This window comes from Paraburkholderia strydomiana (assembly GCF_046030495.1).
GTDB classification, from domain to species: Bacteria; Pseudomonadota; Gammaproteobacteria; order Burkholderiales; family Burkholderiaceae; genus Paraburkholderia; species Paraburkholderia strydomiana_A.
Map to the genome: position 1 here is coordinate 51,030 of NZ_JAQQCJ010000025.1, position 18,469 is coordinate 69,498.

The 18,469-nt window shown below is 65.4% G+C and carries 16 protein-coding genes; 13 read left to right on the forward strand and 3 right to left on the reverse strand.

The genetic code is table 11. The features are described from left to right. Window positions 1–99 precede the first annotated feature (99 nt). From PQQ53_RS27295 to PQQ53_RS27350, 12 genes are all read left to right on the forward strand, one after another. The gene (locus PQQ53_RS27295) at window positions 100–327 is read left to right on the forward strand and encodes a hypothetical protein (protein ID WP_408154414.1); all 228 of its coding nucleotides are present in this window, start codon (window positions 100–102) and stop codon (window positions 325–327) included. A gap of 99 nt (window positions 328–426) precedes the next feature. Further along, on the forward strand, window positions 427–1,116 hold the full coding sequence (locus PQQ53_RS27300; protein WP_408148771.1) for an ABC transporter permease: 690 nt from the start codon (window positions 427–429) through the stop codon (window positions 1,114–1,116). Between the two features lie 5 nt (window positions 1,117–1,121). Next, window positions 1,122–1,835, forward strand: a complete 714-nt coding sequence (locus tag PQQ53_RS27305) for an ABC transporter permease (RefSeq protein WP_408148769.1) — start codon at window positions 1,122–1,124, stop codon at window positions 1,833–1,835. Between the two features lie 75 nt (window positions 1,836–1,910). Further along, entirely contained in the window at window positions 1,911–2,702 is a 792-nt protein-coding gene (locus tag PQQ53_RS27310) for an ABC transporter ATP-binding protein (protein ID WP_168664476.1), read from the forward strand. 34 nt (window positions 2,703–2,736) lie between these two features. Continuing rightward, complete coding sequence (locus PQQ53_RS27315; RefSeq protein ID WP_408327513.1) at window positions 2,737–3,786, forward strand: GlxA family transcriptional regulator; 1,050 nt, start codon at window positions 2,737–2,739, stop codon at window positions 3,784–3,786. 143 nt (window positions 3,787–3,929) lie between these two features. Further along, window positions 3,930–5,165: an aspartate aminotransferase family protein gene (locus PQQ53_RS27320; RefSeq protein WP_408148764.1), complete on the forward strand. Its 1,236-nt coding sequence runs from the start codon at window positions 3,930–3,932 to the stop codon at window positions 5,163–5,165. Between the two features lie 67 nt (window positions 5,166–5,232). Then, on the forward strand, window positions 5,233–6,294 hold the full coding sequence (gene aruF / locus PQQ53_RS27325; RefSeq protein ID WP_408327567.1) for an arginine/ornithine succinyltransferase subunit alpha: 1,062 nt from the start codon (window positions 5,233–5,235) through the stop codon (window positions 6,292–6,294). Then, window positions 6,291–7,328 (forward strand): arginine N-succinyltransferase, encoded by a 1,038-nt coding sequence (astA, locus tag PQQ53_RS27330; protein ID WP_408148761.1) that lies wholly within the window; start codon window positions 6,291–6,293, stop codon window positions 7,326–7,328. Before aruF ends, astA begins: the two co-directional genes overlap by 4 nt. Window positions 7,329–7,330: 2 nt before the next feature. After that, on the forward strand, window positions 7,331–8,794 hold the full coding sequence (astD, locus tag PQQ53_RS27335; RefSeq protein WP_408148758.1) for a succinylglutamate-semialdehyde dehydrogenase: 1,464 nt from the start codon (window positions 7,331–7,333) through the stop codon (window positions 8,792–8,794). Window positions 8,795–8,803: 9 nt separating this feature from the next. After that, window positions 8,804–10,144: an N-succinylarginine dihydrolase gene (gene astB / locus PQQ53_RS27340; RefSeq protein WP_408154410.1), complete on the forward strand. Its 1,341-nt coding sequence runs from the start codon at window positions 8,804–8,806 to the stop codon at window positions 10,142–10,144. After that, a complete protein-coding gene (gene astE, locus PQQ53_RS27345) occupies window positions 10,128–11,195 on the forward strand; it encodes a succinylglutamate desuccinylase (RefSeq protein ID WP_408327516.1) in 1,068 nt (355 codons plus the stop codon). Before astB ends, astE begins: the two co-directional genes overlap by 17 nt. Before the next feature lie 162 nt (window positions 11,196–11,357). Then, window positions 11,358–12,152, forward strand: a complete 795-nt coding sequence (locus PQQ53_RS27350) for an ABC transporter substrate-binding protein (protein ID WP_408148752.1) — start codon at window positions 11,358–11,360, stop codon at window positions 12,150–12,152. A gap of 153 nt (window positions 12,153–12,305) precedes the next feature. On the opposite strand, the gene PQQ53_RS27355 is transcribed toward PQQ53_RS27350, so the two are convergent. After that, a complete protein-coding gene (locus PQQ53_RS27355) occupies window positions 12,306–13,064 on the reverse strand; it encodes an acetoacetate decarboxylase (RefSeq protein WP_408327520.1) in 759 nt (252 codons plus the stop codon). A 265-nt stretch (window positions 13,065–13,329) separates the two neighbouring features. Between PQQ53_RS27355 and PQQ53_RS27360 the strand changes: the two genes are divergently transcribed. Continuing rightward, the gene (locus tag PQQ53_RS27360; protein WP_408148748.1) at window positions 13,330–14,694 is read left to right on the forward strand and encodes an EAL and HDOD domain-containing protein; all 1,365 of its coding nucleotides are present in this window, start codon (window positions 13,330–13,332) and stop codon (window positions 14,692–14,694) included. A 195-nt stretch (window positions 14,695–14,889) separates the two neighbouring features. Here the strand turns inward: PQQ53_RS27360 and PQQ53_RS27365 are convergent, their stop codons facing one another. Both PQQ53_RS27365 and PQQ53_RS27370 read right to left on the reverse strand, forming a co-directional pair. Beyond that, window positions 14,890–16,347, reverse strand: a complete 1,458-nt coding sequence (locus PQQ53_RS27365; protein ID WP_408148746.1) for an HDOD domain-containing protein — start codon at window positions 16,345–16,347, stop codon at window positions 14,890–14,892. 91 nt (window positions 16,348–16,438) lie between these two features. Beyond that, window positions 16,439–18,253, reverse strand: a complete 1,815-nt coding sequence (locus PQQ53_RS27370; RefSeq protein WP_408148744.1) for a putative bifunctional diguanylate cyclase/phosphodiesterase — start codon at window positions 18,251–18,253, stop codon at window positions 16,439–16,441. Window positions 18,254–18,469 lie beyond the last annotated feature (216 nt).

The following is an 18,469-nucleotide window of genomic DNA, read 5'->3' on the forward strand; positions in this document are numbered from 1 at the left end:
GGGCCTTCGTGACTCGTTTGTGAGTCATTATGGCACGCGGCTTCGAAAAATCAATCGATAACTCATATATGAATCACGAAGTGCTCTTATGATTCATATATGAGTCATTCATCTGTCAGCCGCCAGAATTTCACCGATTGCCACGCCCGCGCGCGGTCTATCGAAAAAGCGACCCGAAACTTGCTAAATCGCGGCGGCGCCCGCCGCCCGCGCCGCACATTACAAACGCATATCTCCTGCAAAACCAAGCGCTACCGGCATTTCGCCGCGCCCAGACGCGTTTTGTTGCGTTGCAGCAAGATGCGCACCCTCTATTTGAGAAATTGATTTCCGCTTGCGAGACTCCGCGCCATGCCGGATGAGTCGGGCAGGCCGCGAGGCCGACGCCGTCCGCGACAACCTCAATAAACCTGGATGGAGACACGCGTGTTCCTATACGGCTTTGGTCCGGTGTTGCTGGCCGGCACGATCCAGACGATCGAGCTGTCCGTCCTGTCGCTGGCGGCCGCCGTGCTGCTCGGCCTCGCGGGTGCAGCGGCAAAACTCTCGTTCAATCGCCCGCTGCGGGCGCTGGCGACCGGCTATACGACGCTGATCCGCTCGGTGCCCGATCTCGTGCTGATGCTGCTGCTGTTCTACAGCATCCAGATCGCGGTCAACGATCTCACGGATGCGCTCAATCTGCAGCAGTTCGACATCGACCCGTTCGTGGCCGGCGTGCTGACGCTCGGCTTCATCTACGGCGCGTATTTCACCGAGACCTTCCGCGGCGCGTTTCTGGCGGTGCCGCGCGGCCAGCTCGAAGCCGGCAGCGCGTACGGCATGAGCGGCGTACGGGTGTTCACGCGCATCCTGTTCCCGCAGATGATGCGCTTCGCGCTGCCCGGCATCGGCAACAACTGGCAGGTGCTGGTCAAGGCGACGGCGCTGGTGTCGATCATCGGTCTCGCCGACGTGGTCAAGGCCGCGCAGGACGCGGGCAAGAGCACCTTCAACATGTTCTTCTTCATCCTGATCGCCGCGCTGATCTATCTGGCGATCACCACCGTATCGAATCTCGTGCTGATCTGGCTGGGCCGGCGCTATTCGATCGGCGTGCGCCACGCGGAGCTCTGAGCGACATGATCGACATCATCAATCAATTCTGGCGCGCGTTCCTGTTCTGGGACGGCCAGCGCATCTCGGGTCTCGCGGTCACGCTGTGGCTGCTGGTGGCGTCGATCGGCATCGGCTTCGTCGTGTCGATTCCGCTCGCGGTCGCGCGCGTGTCGAAAAAGCGCTGGCTCTCGACGCCGGTTCGCCTCTACACCTACGTGTTTCGCGGCACGCCGCTCTACGTGCAGTTGCTGCTGATCTACACCGGCATCTATAGCCTCGCGTTCGTGCGCTCGCACAGCCTGCTCGACGCGTTCTTCCGCAGCGGCTTTCACTGCGCGATTCTCGCGTTCGCGTTGAACACCTGCGCGTACACGACGGAGATTTTCGCCGGTGCGATCCGTTCGACCTCGCATGGCGAAGTGGAAGCGGCTCGCGCGTACGGCATGAGCTGGTTCACGATGTACCGGCGCATTGTGATACCGTCCGCGCTGCGCCGGGCGCTACCGTTGTACAGTAACGAAGTGATCCTGATGCTGCACGCCACCACGGTCGCGTTCACGGCCACCGTGCCGGACATCCTGAAGGTGGCGCGCGATGCGAACTCGGCCACCTACCAGTCGTTCAACGCATTCGGCCTCGCGGCGCTGCTGTACCTGATCGTGTCGTTTGCGCTGGTGGCGCTGTTTCGCCGCGCCGAGCGTCACTGGCTGGCTTACCTGGCGGTGCGCACGCACTGAGCGCGCGCAGTTGGCACCGGCGCCGCCGCATTGGCGCCGTCACAGATCGATTCGTATATTCACAGGGAGAGCATCTTGCTCCACACCACGCAGACCGAAGCTTGCAAGCTCGCCGTACAGGACATCCACAAGCGCTACGGCGACAACGAAGTGCTCAAGGGCGTGTCGCTCAACGCGAACAAGGGTGACGTGATCAGCATCATCGGCGCGAGCGGGTCGGGCAAGAGCACCTTTCTGCGCTGCATCAATTTTCTCGAACGGCCCAACGCAGGGCAGATCGTCGTCGACGGCGAAGCGGTCAAGACCAAGACCGATCGTGCCGGCAATCTCGAAGTCGCCGATCACAAGCAGCTGCAGCGTATCCGCACGAAGCTCGCGATGGTGTTCCAGCACTTCAACTTGTGGGCGCACATGAACGTGATCGAGAACATCGTCGAAGCGCCGATTCACGTGCTCGGCATGTCGCGTCGCGAAGCGGAAGAGCGCGCGCGCGAATATCTCGAGAAGGTCGGTCTCGCGCCGCGACTGGAAAAACAGTATCCGTCGCATCTGTCGGGCGGCCAGCAGCAGCGCGTGGCGATTGCGCGCGCACTGGCGATGAACCCCGACGTGATGCTGTTCGACGAGCCCACCTCCGCACTCGACCCCGAACTGGTCGGCGAAGTGTTGAAGGTCATGCAGAAGCTCGCCGAGGAAGGCCGCACGATGATTGTCGTCACGCATGAGATGGGTTTCGCGCGCAATGTGTCGAATCACGTGATGTTCCTGCACCAGGGCCGCACCGAAGAAGAGGGGCTGCCCGCCGAGGTGCTCACCGCGCCGCGCAGCGAACGGCTCAAGCAGTTCCTGTCCGGCAGCCTGAAGTAACGCGCGGCCCGCGCTCGCGTTTTACTGATTAGCGATGGCTCGATCGTCCAGCCCGGCTCGCACCACGCAGGTCGCCATCGTCGCCTTACCGCCCGTGTCGATGTCGGGTGTCGGGCCGATCGTCGACGCGCTCAACCTTGCCAATGAAATCGACGGCCGTGCGCTGTACCGCGTGCAGGTGTGTTCGTGGGACGGCCGCGCGGTGTCGCTCGCGGGCGGCGCGCAATGGCCGGCCGATGCCGCGTTCGGCGACGCGATCGCGTGCGACTGGCTGATCATCGTCAGCGAACGGTTTCAGCAATTCGCCGACTATCGGCTCTTTCTCGCGAGCCTCTCGCGCGTCGGCCAGCGCACGCCGCTCGTCACCGGCATTCACCACGGCGTGTGGTGGCTCGCGATGGCCGGGCAGTTGTCCGGCTATCGCGTGAGCGTGAATTGGGAAACCTATCAGCAGTTCTCCGAGCAGTTTGAACGCTCGATCGTCACCCAGCAGATCTTCGAAATCGACCGCGATCGCGCCACCTGCGCGGGCGGTCAGGCGACCGTCGATTTCATGCTGGCGATGATCGGCCGTGAGCACGGCCCCGAACTCGCCGACCGGATCGCCGACGCGCTTGGCGTGGGCGTGTTGCGCGCGGGCGAAGAGCGTCAGCGCATTCCGTTCGTGACCGCGCCGGGCGAGCGTCATCCACGTCTGAACGATGCACTGCTGCTGATGGAAGCGAATATCGAAGACCCGCTCACCACCGATGAAATCGCCGCTCTCGTGGGCGTCTCGCGGCGGCAGCTGGAGCGGCTGTTTCGCCAGTATCTCGGCTCGATGCCGTCCAAATACTACCTGGGGCTGCGCCTGTCCAAAGCGCGCACGCAATTGCAGCGCACCAGCAAGTCGGTGGTGCAGATCAGTCTCGCGTGCGGGTTTTCGTCGGCGGCGCATTTTTCCAATGCGTATCGCGAACGCTTTGGTGTCACACCGCGGGACGATCGTCGCAACTGGATCGACAAACAGACCGGCGCGAGCGGCGCCGCGGCCAGCGAACCGCGGCCGGCCGCGCTGATCGAGCGGCCGGATCTGGCGGATTGAAGCGCAGCGGCCCGGACGGCGGAGCGCATCGAAGCTCGCCGGGCGCGCGGAACGTCATAGAAAACGTCGCGTATGCGCAAGACGTATCGCGTGCGGTTTCCTACACTACCTGTATTACCTCTCACCTGTAACGAGGATTTGCCATGAACGACCTGACAGTGACACGCAAGACCTTCGACGAAGTCATGGTGCCGGTGTTTTCGCCCGCCGCCTTCGTGCCGGATCGTGGTCTCGGCTCACGCGTTTGGGATACGCAAGGCCGCGACTATATCGACTTCGCCGGCGGGATCGCCGTCACCGCGCTCGGTCATGCACATCCTGAGTTGCTCAAGGTGTTGCACGAGCAGGGCGGCAAGCTGTGGCATATCGGCAATGGCTATACCAACGAGCCGGTGCTGCGTCTGGCCAAACGTCTCGAAGACCTGACCTTCGCGGACCGCGCGTTCTTCGCCAATTCGGGCGCGGAAGCGAACGAGGCGGCGCTGAAGCTCGCGCGCCGCGTCGCGTTCGACCGTTACGGCGCAAAGAAGGCCGAGATCATTTCGTTCACGCAGTCGTTTCATGGCCGCACGTTCTTCACGGTGAGCGTGGGCGGGCAGCCGAAGTACTCGGAAGGCTTCGGCCCGGTGCCGGCCGGCATCACCCACTTGCCTTACAACGACATCGAAGCCGCGAAGAAAGCGATCGGCGCGCAGACCTGCGCGGTGATCGTCGAGCCGATCCAGGGCGAGGGCGGCGTGATTCCCGCCGATCCGGCCTTTCTCAAGGCGCTGCGCGAAGCCTGCGATCAGCACGGCGCGCTGCTGATTTTCGACGAGGTGCAAACGGGCGTGGGCCGCAGCGGCTACTTCTACGCGTATCAGGACACCGGCGTCACGCCGGACATCCTGACCACCGCCAAGGCGCTCGGCAACGGTTTCCCGATCGGCGCGATGCTGACCACCGCCGAACTGGCCGCGCATTTCAAGGTCGGCGTGCACGGCACGACCTACGGCGGCAATCCGCTCGGCTCGGCGATCGCCGAGAAAGTGGTCGAGCTGGTCAGCGATCCGAAGCTGCTCGAAGGCGTGCGTGCGCGCGGCGAAGCGCTGAAGGGCCACCTCGCGAAAATGCACGAGCGCTTTGGCCTCTTCACGGAAGTGCGCGGCAAGGGCCTGCTGATCGGCGCGGAACTGACCGACGCGTTCAAGGGCCGCGCGAAAGACTTCGTCACGGCAGCCGGCCAGCACGGCGTGATCATGCTGATGGCCGGTCCCGACGTGCTGCGTTTCGTGCCGTCGCTGATCATGCCGCTCGAGGACATGAGCGAAGGCTTCGAACGCCTGACGAAGGCCTTCGGCGAAATCGTCGGCGCGAACGCGCAAGCGGCGGCGCGTTGATTCACGCCAGCGCGCTGATGATCCGGCTCAAGCACCGCACCATGCGTCACATTCAACAGGATCGATGATGCTCTTCGTACGTCCAGGCCGCCTGGCCGATCTCGACGCGCTCGAACATATGGCGCGCACCGCGCAACCGGTGCTGCATTCGTTGCCGCACGACCGGCGCGCGCTCGAAGCGCGCGTCGCCTTGTCGGAAGACTCGTTTCGCGCGCATGTCGATTTTCCGGGCGAGGAGTTCTATCTGTTCGTGCTCGAAGACAGCGAAAGCGGCAAGCTGATGGGCACTGCGAGCATCGTGGCCGCGGCCGGTTATTCGGACCCGTTCTACGCGTTTCGCAACGACGCGCTGATTCATGCGTCGCGCGAGCTGCACGTGAACCGCAAGATTCACGCGCTGACCATGTCGCATGAACTGACCGGCAAGAGCCGGCTTGCGGGCTATTACATCGACCCGTCGCTGCGCGGCGAGCCCGCCGCGCATCTGATGTCGCGCGCGCGGATGATGTACATCGCGGCCAATCGCCGGCGCTTCACGCCCGAGGTGTTCTCGCTGCTGCTCGGCGTCACCGACGAGAACGGCGTGTCGCCGTTCTGGGAAGCGGTGGGGCGCAAGTTCTTCGGCCGCGATTTCGCCGACATCGAAATTGAATCGGGTGGCCGCAGCCGCACTTTTATCGCCGAAGTGATGCCGACTTATCCCGTGTACGTGCCCCTGCTGCCGGCAGCGGCGCAGCGCGTGCTCGGCGAGCCGGATTCGAAGGCCTTGCTCGCGTATGAGATTCACCAGGAAGAGGGCTTCGAGACGGACCGCTTCATCGACATTTTCGACGCGGGGCCGGTGTTGACCGCGCAGGTGGATCGCAGCGTCAGCGTGACGCGCAATGAGACGCGGGTGGTCCACGAGTCGGCTGCCGCCGCGCCGAACGCTGCGACGTATTTGATCGCGCATAACGGCGCCGACGGCGAATTCCGCTGCGTGCTCGGCGAACTGGCCGCGGGCAAGGACGCGGGTGCGCCGTTGTCGCATGCGGCGCGCGCGGCGCTCGGCGTGCAGGAGGGCGATGCGGTGCGTTGCGTGCCACTGCATGCGCCGCATCAGGATGAACATTCGGGAGAGGCGCAATGATCGTCGTTCGCGTTGTGCAACGAGGCGATGTGGACGCGCTGATGCGGCTCGCGCAGGAAACCGGCCCCGGCCTCACCACGTTCAAGCCCGACCGCGATGCGCTGGCGGCGCGTGTCGAACGTGCGCGCCGCACGATGGAAGACAAGGCCGAGCCGCACGAGGCCGGCTACTTCTTCGTGATGGAAGATACGGACACCGGCGACGTGGCGGGTGTCTGCGGTATCGAAACGGCGGTCGGCCTGCAGCAGCCGTTCTACAACTATCGCGTGAGCACGGTGGTGCACGCGAGCCAGGACCTCGGCATCTGGACGCGCATGAGCGCGCTGAACATCTCGCACGACCTGACCGGTTATGCGGAAGTGTGTTCGCTGTTCCTGAGTCCGCGCTATCGCACGAGCGGGGTGGGCGGCCTGCTGTCGCGCTCGCGCTTCATGTTTCTCGCGCAGTTTCGCGAGCGTTTTCCGCAGCGTCTGTGCGCGGAACTGCGCGGCCACTTCGACGCGGAAGGCACCTCGCCGTTCTGGCGCGCGGTCGGCTCGCATTTCTATCAGATCGATTTCAACGCGGCGGATTATCTGAGCTCGCATGGCCGCAAGGCGTTTCTCGCCGAGCTGATGCCGCGCTATCCGGTGTATGTCGAACTGTTGCCGCAGGAGGCGCAGCAATGCGTCGGCCTCACGCATAGCGACACGATTCCCGCGCGACGCATGCTCGAAGCGGAAGGCCTGCGTTACGAGAATCACGTCGATATCTTCGACGCGGGTCCGGTGCTCGAATGCCACATCGCCGACTTGCGCACGGTGCGCGAGAGCGTGCTGGTGCCGGCCGAGATCGCCGATGCGCCCGCGCACGCGCCGCAGGATGGGCCGAAATCGATGGTGTCGAATACCTCGCTGGGCGATTTTCGTGTCGGCGTGGTGGCGGGCGTGCCGCAGGACGGCGTGTTCCGACTGAGCGCGACAGAGGCCGCCGCGCTCGACGTCAAGGCCGGCGACCTGGTGAGGGTGCTGCCGCAGAAACACAAACAAGGATGATCATGAGCGAGCTTTTCATCGACGGCGAATGGGCCGCCGGCACTGGACCCGCATTCGCGTCGCGCAACCCGGGTACGGGCGCGACGGTGTGGGAAGGCAACAGCGCATCGGCGGACGACGTCGATCGGGCCGTGCGCAGCGCGCGCCGCGGCTTCGCGGCGTGGTCGGCGTTGAGCCTCGACGAACGTTGCGGTGTGGTGCGCCGCTTCGCCGCGCTCGTGACCGAACGCAAGGAAGCGCTTGCCGAAGCGATCGGCCGCGAAACCGGCAAGCCGCTGTGGGAAGCGCGCACCGAAGCGGCGTCGATGGCCGCGAAGGTCGAGATCTCGATTCAGTCGTACAGCGAGCGTACCGGCGAGAAGCGCTCGGCGATGGCCGACGGCGCGGCCGTGTTGCGGCATCGCCCGCATGGCGTGGTGGCCGTGTTCGGGCCGTATAACTTTCCGGGCCACTTGCCGAACGGGCATATCGTGCCGGCGCTGATCGCGGGCAACGCGGTCGTGTTCAAGCCGTCCGAACTCGCGCCCGGCGTGGCCGCGCTCACCGTGCAGACCTGGCGCGACGCGGGCTTGCCCGCCGGCGTGCTGAATCTCGTGCAGGGCGAGAAGGACACCGGCATTGCGCTCGCGAATCACCGGCAGATCGACGGGCTCTTCTTCACCGGTAGTTCGGATACCGGAACATTGCTGCACAAACAGTTCGGCGGCCGGCCGGAGATCGTGCTGGCGCTGGAGATGGGCGGCAACAATCCGCTCGTGATCGGCCCGGTGGCCGATCTCGACGCCGCCGTGCATCACACGATTCAATCGGCGTTTCTGTCGGCGGGGCAGCGCTGCACGTGCGCGCGCCGTATCTTCGTGCCGGACGACGCGTTCGGCGAGCGCTTCGTCGAACGCCTCGTGGATGTCACCTCGCGCATCAGCGTCGGTGAATATAACGCCGATCCGCAGCCGTTCATGGGCGCGGTGATCTCGGCGCGCGCGGCGTCGCGGCTCGTGGCGGCGCAGGAGCGACTGCTCGCCGATGGCGCTCAAGCGCTGCTGAAAATGGCGCAGCGCGATCCGCAACTCGGCTTCGTCACGCCGGCGATTCTCGACGTGACGAACGTGAAGGATCTGCCCGACGAGGAGCACTTCGGCCCGCTCGCGCAGATCGTCCGCTACAGCGGTTTCGACGAAGCGCTGGACAAAGCCAACGACACCGAGTTCGGCCTCTCCGCGGGCCTGCTCGCCGACGACGAAGCGCTGTGGACGCATTTCCAGCGCACCATCCGCGCGGGCATCGTCAACTGGAACCGGCCGACCAATGGCGCGTCGTCGGGTGCACCGTTCGGCGGCCCGGGCCGCTCGGGCAATCACCGGCCGAGTGCGTTCTATGCCGCCGACTACTGCGCGTACCCGATGGCGTCCGTCGAAAGCGCGCAACTGCAAATGCCCGCGAGCGTCTCGCCGGGCCTTCAATTCTAAGGATCGACGATGCAAGCCACTGAAGCCAATTTCGACGGCCTGGTCGGCCCGACCCACAACTACGCGGGGCTCTCGTTCGGCAACGTCGCGTCGCAGAACAACGAGAAGTCGATCGCGAATCCGAAGGCGGCCGCGCGCCAGGGTCTGCGCAAGATGAAGCAGCTGGCCGACCTCGGCTTTCACCAGGGCGTGCTGCCGCCGCAGGAACGTCCGTCGATGCGCCTGTTGCGCGAACTCGGCTTCTCCGGCGACGAAGCGACGGTGATCGCGCGCGTCGCGAAAGACGCGCCAGAGTTGCTCGCCGCCGCGAGTTCGGCCTCGGCGATGTGGACGGCCAACGCGGCCACCGTGAGCCCGTCCGCCGACACCCACGACGGCCGCGTGCATTTCACGCCGGCCAATCTGTGCAGCAAACTGCATCGCGCGATCGAGCATGCCTCGACGCGCCGCACCTTGAGCGCGATATTCGCCGATAACGATCGCTTCGTGGTGCACGAGGCGCTGCCCGGCACGCCCGCGCTCGGCGACGAAGGCGCGGCGAATCACACGCGTTTTTGCGCGGACTATGCGGCACGCGGCGTCGAGTTCTTCGTGTATGGCCGCAGCGAATATCGTCGCGGGCCGGAGCCGAAACGCTTTCCCGCGCGTCAGACCTTCGAGGCGAGCCGCGCGGTCGCGCATCGTCATGGGCTGGCGGATGCGGCCACGGTGTTCGCGCAGCAGAACCCCGACGTGATCGACGCGGGCGTGTTCCACAACGACGTGATCGCAGTCGGCAATCGCAACACGCTGTTCTGCCATCAACTCGCGTTCGTCGAACAGAACGCCGTGTACGACGAACTGCGCACCAAACTCGCGGGGATGAACGCGGGCTTTGACGTGATCGAAGTGCCGGATGCGCAGGTGAGCGTGGCCGACGCCGTCACGTCGTATCTGTTCAACAGCCAGTTGCTGACGCGCCCGGACGGCAGGCAGGTGCTGGTGGTGCCGCAGGAATGCCGCGAAAATCCGCGCGTCGCGGCCTACCTCGACGAACTGGGTTCGCATGCGGGTCCGATCGACGACGTGCTGGTGTTCGATCTGCGCGAGAGCATGAAGAACGGCGGCGGCCCCGCGTGTCTGCGTCTGCGCGTGGTGCTCGACGACGCCGAACGCGCCGCGGTCGCGCCGGGCGTGTGGATCGACGACAAGCTGTTCGGCCGTCTGGATACGTGGATCGAAAAGCATTATCGCGACCGTCTCGCACCGGCCGATCTGAGCGATCCGCAACTGCTGCGCGAGTCGCGCACCGCGCTCGACGAACTGACGCAGATTCTCGGCCTCGGTTCGCTGTATGACTTCCAGCGCTGAGCACGCCATGCCGGGTCCGTTGATGCTCGACGATTTCCTCGCCTATACGCTGGCGGGCGCGCGTCCTGCCGCAAACGAAACGCAGGGCGTGTGCGCAAACGGCGTGCGCTGGTCGTGGCTCGACGACGGCGTGCTCGTGCTGGAGCCCGCCGCGCTTCGGCCCGGCATGCGCAGCGTGCTGGTCTCGGCCGGCGTACACGGCGACGAAACCGCGCCGATCGAATTGCTGGCGTTTCTCGTGCGCGATATCGCGCACGGCAGCGCCGCGCTGACGTGCCGCCTGATGGTGATTCTCGGCAACGTCGACGCGATGCGCGACGCCGTTCGCTATCGCGACGACGATCTGAACCGCCTCTTCAGCGGCCGTCATCTGCAGGTGCCGGAAAGCCACGAAGCGCCGCGCGCCGCGGCGCTGGAACAGGCGGCGGTGCAGTTCTTCGCGGCGGCGCCGGATGCGCCCGGCGCACGCTGGCATATCGACATGCACACGGCGATCCGCGCGTCCGCGTTCGAACAGTTCGCGCTGTTGCCGCATACCGGCAAGCCGTTTTCGCGCGCGATGTTCGAGTGGCTCGGGCAGGCGCGCATCAGCGCGGTGCTGTTGCACACGACCAGGGGCACCACGTATTCGCACTTCACGGCGCACGCTTGCGCCGCCGATGCCTGCACGCTGGAACTGGGCAAGGTGCGCCCGTTCGGCGAGAACGATCTGACGCGCTTCGCGGGCGCCGATCTCGCGTTGCGTCGTCTGCTGGCCGGCACGCAGGGCGAGGGCGAGGGCGGGGCCGACGCCGCGCTGCCGCGCGTGTTCACCGTAATCGATCAGCTCACCAAGCAAAGCGAAGCGTTCGAATTGCTGTTCGCGGCGGACGTCGCGAATTTCACGCCGTTCGCGAAAGACACCTTGCTCGCGCGCGACGGCGACTATCGCTATACCGTGCGCCACGACGAAGAGCGCATCGTGTTTCCGAACGCGACGGTCAAGCCCGGCTTGCGCGCGGGTCTGCTCGTGGTCGAGACCACGGAGCAGACGCTGGCGCAACTTGTCTAGACAGGCGGGGTAGGTCGTCCCGGAACCCTGTACAATCCCGGCGTCGCGGCTGGTGCACTGCACCACGCCGGCCGCACGAGTCTGGATCGCATTCCGGCGCAGCAAGCCTCGCCGCCCTGATCTGGCTCCGTTTTATTCAATACCGTAGAGGAACACCCCGTAATGAAGATGAATTGGCGAAACATGGCTGCGCTCGCGCTGTTCGCGACGGCGACGGTAACGGCAGGCGCCGCCTCGGCCGCGGAGATCAAGGAAGTGCGTTTCGGCGTCGAGGCGTCGTATGCGCCGTTCGAATCGAAGTCGCCGTCGGGCGAGTTGCAAGGGTTCGACATCGACGTCGGCAATGCCGTGTGCGCGAAGCTGAAAGCTAAATGCGTGTGGGTCGAGAATTCGTTCGACGGCCTGATCCCGGCCCTGCAGGCGCGCAAGTTCAACGCGATCAACTCGGACATGACGATCACCGAGCAGCGCCGTCAGGCGGTCGAGTTCACCGACCCGATCTACACGATCCCGAACCAGATGATCGCGAAGAAGGGCAGCGGCCTGCTGCCGACGCCGGCATCGCTGAAGGGCAAGCACGTCGGCGTGCTGCAGGGCACGATCCAGGAAACCTACGCGAAGGCACGCTGGGCGCCGGCGGGCGTCGACGTCGTACCGTATCAGACGCAGGACCAGATCTACGCCGACCTCGCATCGGGCCGTCTCGATGCGTCGTTCCAGGACGCGGAAGCGGCCTCGAAGGGCTTTCTGAAGAAGCCGCAAGGCGCGGGCTTCGAATTCGCGGGTCCAGCCGTCACCGACGAGAAGCTGCTCGGCGCGGGTGTGGGCTACGGCATCCGCAAGGGTGACACCGCGCTCAAGGATGCACTGAACCAGGCGCTGAAGGACCTGAAAGCGGACGGTACGATCGACCGCCTCGCCGCGAAGTACTTCGACGTCAAGGTTGTGCTGCGGTAACACGCGGCGAGTGATGCGTCGCGCCTCGTGCCTCGCACCTGGCGCCTGGCGCGACGAAACCGTCGATGCAAACGGCCGCTATCGCGGCCGTCTGCATTTGGCCTGCGGCAAACGAAGGCACCCGTATCAGCCCATGCTTGCCGCCACCGCCGCTCAGCGCACGTTTGCCTCAGGCTGATCGAGATAGTCGAACACCACTTCGCCGAGCCCGAGCGTCAGATCGGCGACCAGATGGCGCGCCTCGACGATTTCGAGCACCGGCAACTCGGCGACCGGCGCGAGCGCATGCGGCGCCAGTTCGAGCGCGGCCGGCCCGGTCCAGGCGCCTTTCAGATCGATATCCTGCAGGTAGTAGCGCACCAGCTCGCAGATGCGCGGCGTGCCGTCCACGTGCGGAATCACCTTGAGCAGGAAGTTCGGCGCTTCGAGGCGTTTCTTCTGCTGCGCGAGATCGAGCTGCCGGTGCTTGTAGCCCATCGTGCCGGTGGCGATGCGCACCGGACCGTAATCGAGCGCTCCGACCAGGGTGTCGGTGTGGACCGCCAGCACCGGGTTCGCGAGCTTCTTCGGAAAGCCCCACAATTCGCGGCCGCCGGCGATGGGCGGGTGATCGTCCAGATACATCGCCAGCGTGTAGCCGCCCGCGACGCCGTTGAGCGACACCGGAATCACCTGGCCGCTTTCCGTGTAATCGCCGAAACCGGTCGAGTCCGGCATGCGGATGAACTCGTAATGCACCAGCGGTTCGCCGATCTCGAGCGGCTCCGGCACCACGGCGCGCAGTTTGTCGGGGTCGGTGCGGTAAGTGATGATAAGGAATTCGCGGTCGATGAACCGGTACGGACCCATCGGGAATGCCGGGCTCGTAATCGGCATCGCGAAGGCATTTGACAGCACGCTTTTGACGTCCATGTTTTTCCTTGCTGGTTAAAGGCGGTTGGAACGCTTTTGCACTGCACCAGAGTATCGTCGATTCCTTGACCGGCATCCCCGCCGACCGTTCGTCAATTATTTCGAGATATTGCGTCGTTGACATGTCGGGGGCTGACGGCCTGCGCTAAAATCGGCCGGACATCGTCGGCGCCACGGCTTTCGAGCGGCTCGACGAACACGCGCTACGGCGCGGCTAAAACCAAAATACAACGGGAAGCGCCGAAGGCGCTGTGCGGGGACCGCCATGACCACCATCGCCATCGAGACTCTGAGCCAGACCGGCGCGACCGACGAAGCGCCTCTGCTTGCCAGCTTCGCCCGCCAGCCGATTCTCACGCGGGACGGCATGCTGTGCGGCTACGAGATCAAGGTGCGGGCGCCGACGTTGCCGGTGGACGAAGCGCCTGAGGCGCAAGCCAGCCACGAAGCCAACCCCGATGCGTTGCCGGGCCGCCCGCCGACGACGGCGCAACGCGTGGCGCGCGCCGTCGTCCACGGTCTGCTGCAGAGCGACGTGCGCGGTGCGCTCACTGGACATCCGGCCTATGTCGACGTCAGCCGCGAGATGCTGCTCGACGATTCCATTCTGCGGCTGCCCGCCGAGCGCTTCATGCTCGAACTGTCGCCCGCGCTCGCGGTGGACGACGCGCTGATCGCAAGGCTCGTGCAATTGCATACGCGGCGCTATCGCTTCGTGCTCGACGAGGTGACGCAGCCCAACGAGACCTTCGCCAAACTGCTGCCTTACGTCGACGTGGTCAAGATCGACGTCGCGCGCGCGCCGCGTGCGCTGCTGCCCAAGCTCGCGAGCGTGCTGAAGTCGGCGGGCAAGCTGCTGCTCGCTTGCGGGATCGACGCCCAGGCCGACTTCGAAGCGATGCATGGGCTTGGCTTCGACCGCTTTCAGGGCTATTTCTTCGCACGTGGGCAAAGCTCGGCGACGCGGCGCGTCAGTGCGCCGCGCCATGCGCTGCTGAATCTGCTGCAATTGCTGGCGGGCGACCCGACCGTCGCGCAACTCGAAGCCGAACTGAAGCTCAATCCTGTGCTGGTGATGCACCTGATGAAGCTGGCGAATTCGAGCGGGCTCGCCGTCGGTCACAAGGTGACGACGCTGCGCGATGCGATCAACGCGACCGGCACCGACCGCATCGCTCGATGGACGCAGTTGCTGCTCTATGCCGACGGCCGCAAGGTCGCGCTCGAGGACGATCCGCTGCTGCAACTCGCGGCGACCCGCGCGCGCTTCATGGAACTGGCGATCGAGCGCCTGCCCGAAGCCGGGCGCGACGAAGCCGACGCGGCGTTTCTGACCGGCGTGTTCTCATTCGTCGACGCGGTATTCGGCGGCTCGCTCGAAAGCACGTTGAACGTGCTGACGCTGTCGCGTCCGATCCAGGCGGCGATACTGCGTCGCGAGGGCGTGCTGGGTGGCTTGCTAAGCACCGTCGAGGCGCTGGAGCGCGGCGAGTGGGAGCGGGCGGCCGCGCTGTGCGAACACTTGCCGCCGCTGACGGTGGAGGAGGCCGCGCAGATGGGACTCGCGGCCGGCGCGTGGGCCGGCGTCGCGGATCGCAGCGCGCAAGGGTTGGAAAGGATCGAGGATTGAGGGCGAAGCCGGTGCAGCGGTAAGCCTCGGGTCGAGACCAGGATCGAAGCCGCCGGTGCAGTGCACGTTACGCGTAACTGGCGCCCGCGCAGGCCTTGGCAAGCCGCGAATCGGTTTCGCACGAACAACGTTGAAGCAGGGCAAATACAGAACCGTCGAGAGTGAAACGCCGCGATCAACGATCGCGCCACGTCTTCACATCATCTCCATTTCCCGCATCTGCCCCAGGCCGAAAAAACGGCCTAACTCCTTCGCCAGCTCGTTCAACACGCTCATCTCCTTCTGCGAGATGCGGCGCGGCTCCTGCGTATGCGACCAGTCGCCGTATAACAGCGCCACCGTCTGATCGCTTTCGTCGACGACCGGCAGCAGCACGAAGGCGCGGGTGTCGTCGAACGATCGGCGGAACCATTCCGGTAATCGCGCGACCATTTTCGGATCGCGCGCATTCTCGATGAAGATACCGACCGAGTTCGCAATCGCGAGATGAAACACGTCGGGCTCGAACGCGGTGTTGAAGGTCAGCTTCGGCAGCGCCGCGTCGATCTTCGGACCGAGGCCGAGGCGCGCCTTGAAGGTGCCGTTGCTGTGCTTGACGAACACCACCGTGCGCGCGAAACCGAGGCCGGCCAGCACGGTTTCCGACGCCATCGCGAGGGCCGGCCCGAGCGGGCTGCCGGCGGGCAGCTCGCGCAGATCCTTGACGCCCACCGCGATGCGCGCCTCGGGGCTGAGCGCCTCGCGCGCGATCGCATCCGCGTTGGCGCGTAGCTCGACGATCTCGGCCATCACGCCGTCGCCGCCTTCTTCGCGGGCGAGCGCGACGCTCATCTGGAGCAGCACGTCGGGGTCCGTATTCAGCGCGCCGCTATATTCCTGCGCCAGTTCGGCGATGCGCGCCTCGCGCTCCCAGTCCGGCATGTTCTGCTGGGTGAGCACGTCGGCGACCGCGGTCGAATAGTTGGTGATGGCGCGCAGCCACTGCACCTGGCGCGGCTGCTCGACGTCCTGCGGATCGAACTCGCCCATGCCCGAGCGGATCATGTCGGGCAGACGCCAGCGCACCGCGGCTTCCGCGCCGATCTCGTCGAAGGTCACGCCGAGCACCAGCACGCACGCATCGGCTTCGAGCGTGCCGTCGTCGATATGACGGCGAATCTGATCCCACTCGGCGTCCAGATAGAACACCACCAGCAGCTTGCCGATTTGCCGCATCAGCGTGCAGACCACGGCTTCCTCGCCGGCGCGCAGGTCGCCGCGCTCGGTCAGCTTGCGCGCGACGCAGCCCGACAGCAGCGTGCGGTTCAATTCGAGCTTCGCGTCGATGCGGCGCGGCGCGCTGTGATGAAAGTGATCGACGATCTTCAAGCCCACGACGAGATGGCCGACCGCGTCCATGCCGAGCACCATCAGCGCGCGCGACACGGTCGTGATGTTGCCGCCGAACGCCATGTACATCGCCGAGTTGGCCAGGCGCAGCACCTTTTGCGTCAACGCAAAATCCGACAGCACCACCTGCACGAGACCCGTGAAATCGAGGTCGTCGTTGTTCATTGCCGCCATGGTGGTACGCAGCGACTGCGACAGCATGGGGAAATCGCCGCGCTCGCTCATTCGCGTCCAGAGCCGGTCGAGCACCGTCGCCTTTACCATGTGAGTCCCGCAAAAACCATACATGTTCCAATGAGTGCCACGCCGGCCTCGGGCCGGCTTGTTCCACCGCGTATGCGCCGCGCCTGCATGGCTAGGCGGTGTGCAGGTGAAGCGTGCGCATTTCGAAACGCTGCGCGAGTTCGTCGGAGGGCAACGCCTTGCAGACGAGCCAGCCCTGAATGTGATCGCAGCCCATCTCCGTGAGCAGCGTGCGTTGCGCTTCCGTTTCGACGCCTTCGGCAACCAGTTCGAGATCGAGCGTCTGGGCCAGCCCGACGACCGCGCTAACGATTGCCTGATCGTTTCGCGAGGTTAGCAGATTCTCGACAAAACTCCGGTCGATCTTGAGTTTGGCGAGCGGAAACCGTTGCAGATACGCGAGACTCGAATAGCCGGTGCCGAAATCGTCGACGGCGAAGCGGATGCCCATCGCCGTCAGTTCTTCGAGCAGACCCGTCGCGTGGGCCGGGTCGTGCATCAGCAGGCTCTCGGTAATCTCGAACACGACGCGGCGCGGATCGATGCCGGTCAGCTCGATCGCCTCGCGCACGGAATCCTTGAAGCGCGGGTCGCGGAACTGCGTCGGCGACACGTTCACGGCCACGTATTGCAGCGAGATGCCTTGGGCGTCCCACTGGATCAGCTGCATGCACGCGACCTTCAGCACCCAGTTGCCGAGGAAGTTGATGAGCCCGATCGACTCCGCGAGCGGAATGAACATCGACGGCGGCACGAGGCCATGCACCGGATGCGACCAGCGGATCAGCGCCTCGACGCCGACCACACCGTGCGTGCGGCTGCTCGTGATCGGCTGGAAGTGCAGCGAGAACTCGCCGTTGCGCACGCCGTCGTAGAGATCGGCTTCGAGCTTCAGGCGTTCGGCGTCGGCGGGGTTGTCGTCGGGCACGTAGAACGCGAGCGTGTTGCCGCCGGCCGCCTTGGCTTGCAGCAGCGCGTGGTCGGCCCAGCGCAGCAGGTGGGTGTCGTGGGCGGCGGTGTCGTTGGCGTGGCGCACGTCGGGATAGAGTGCAATGCCGATGCTCGCCGACAGATGCACCTGCTGGCCCTTGAACACATAGGGCTGCTGGATCGCGGTCAACAGGCGCCGCGCCAGCGCCTCGGCGGCGGCGGCCGCGTCGGTGCGGCTGGCGGCGGGCTTCACGAGAATCGCGAACTCGTCGCTCGCGACGCGCGCCACGGTCTCGCTCGGGCTCGTCATGTTCATGAGACGCCGCGACGTGTCGCGCAGCATCTCGTCGCCGGCGTCGTAGCCGAGCGCGCGGTTCACGCGCTGATAGTCGTCGATGTCGAGCAGCAGCAGCGCGACCGGCGTGCCGTGCGCGTCGGCCTCATGTTGCGCGTCGAGCAGCGCGGGCAGCAGCGCCGACTGGTTGGCCAGATTGGTCAGGCGGTCCAGATGCAGCGCCTGGGTCAGACGTTCCTCGGTGGCGCGCCAGGCCGACACGTCGAAGCCGGCGATTGCGTAGCCGTCGATGCCGTCGTGGCTGCTGCGCACCACGCGCAGTTCGACGGTGATCGGATAGGTCAGCGATTTGATCAGGCTCAGGGTCGCTTTCTCGACGTTGCCGGAGGTCGCGGCGCGCGTCAGCAGCGCGTCGAGGCGCGGCACGTCCGCCGGTGCGACGAGTTCGTGCAGCGTGATGGTTTCCAGATATTCGCGGTGATAGCCGATGAAGCGCAGGCTGGCGTCGGATACGTAGAGGAAGCGCTGCGCATCGTCGACGTGCGCGAGCAGATCGACGGCGCCGACCACCTGTTCCAGTTGCGCGGCGCGGCTCGCGCCGCGCTTCGGCGCGCCGTCCGCGCGGCGGCCGAACGCGCGAAGCCGGTCGATGACCGTGCGCAAGGAGCCCCGGCGGGGCGCGATGATCCTGTTCGCTTCCATGTTTGTCGCTGGCAACCTGTGTTCGTCTGGCAGGCGGGGCGGCGCGTTGTTCCGCGGTTTCGGGCGGTCGAGAGGTATCAGGCCGCCCCATCAGAACGAGATAACGACCCGCTCCGGAGAATCTTTAGCGGCTGACGCAAAAAACATCTGGTAAGAGTGCGCGCGGACGCACTGGCGACGGTCTTGCCCCGATTCGGTTAAAGTGGCGCCGCTTGC

What these genes read in the sequence shown, in the direction of transcription:
- PQQ53_RS27370 (WP_408148744.1), bottom strand. Translation starts at nt 18,253, where the DNA reads ATGGAAGCGAACAGGATCATCGCGCCCCGCCGGGGCTCCTTGCGCACG.
- astB (WP_408154410.1), top strand. Translation starts at nt 8,804, where the DNA reads ATGCAAGCCACTGAAGCCAATTTCGACGGCCTGGTCGGCCCGACCCAC.
- PQQ53_RS27320 (WP_408148764.1), top strand. Translation starts at nt 3,930, where the DNA reads ATGAACGACCTGACAGTGACACGCAAGACCTTCGACGAAGTCATGGTG.
- aruF (WP_408327567.1), top strand. Translation starts at nt 5,233, where the DNA reads ATGCTCTTCGTACGTCCAGGCCGCCTGGCCGATCTCGACGCGCTCGAA.
- PQQ53_RS27360 (WP_408148748.1), top strand. Translation starts at nt 13,330, where the DNA reads ATGACCACCATCGCCATCGAGACTCTGAGCCAGACCGGCGCGACCGAC.
- PQQ53_RS27305 (WP_408148769.1), top strand. Translation starts at nt 1,122, where the DNA reads ATGATCGACATCATCAATCAATTCTGGCGCGCGTTCCTGTTCTGGGAC.
- PQQ53_RS27365 (WP_408148746.1), bottom strand. Translation starts at nt 16,347, where the DNA reads ATGGTAAAGGCGACGGTGCTCGACCGGCTCTGGACGCGAATGAGCGAG.
- PQQ53_RS27355 (WP_408327520.1), bottom strand. Translation starts at nt 13,064, where the DNA reads ATGGACGTCAAAAGCGTGCTGTCAAATGCCTTCGCGATGCCGATTACG.
- astD (WP_408148758.1), top strand. Translation starts at nt 7,331, where the DNA reads ATGAGCGAGCTTTTCATCGACGGCGAATGGGCCGCCGGCACTGGACCC.
- astE (WP_408327516.1), top strand. Translation starts at nt 10,128, where the DNA reads ATGACTTCCAGCGCTGAGCACGCCATGCCGGGTCCGTTGATGCTCGAC.
- PQQ53_RS27295 (WP_408154414.1), top strand. Translation starts at nt 100, where the DNA reads ATGAGTCATTCATCTGTCAGCCGCCAGAATTTCACCGATTGCCACGCC.
- PQQ53_RS27315 (WP_408327513.1), top strand. Translation starts at nt 2,737, where the DNA reads ATGGCTCGATCGTCCAGCCCGGCTCGCACCACGCAGGTCGCCATCGTC.
- PQQ53_RS27350 (WP_408148752.1), top strand. Translation starts at nt 11,358, where the DNA reads ATGAAGATGAATTGGCGAAACATGGCTGCGCTCGCGCTGTTCGCGACG.
- astA (WP_408148761.1), top strand. Translation starts at nt 6,291, where the DNA reads ATGATCGTCGTTCGCGTTGTGCAACGAGGCGATGTGGACGCGCTGATG.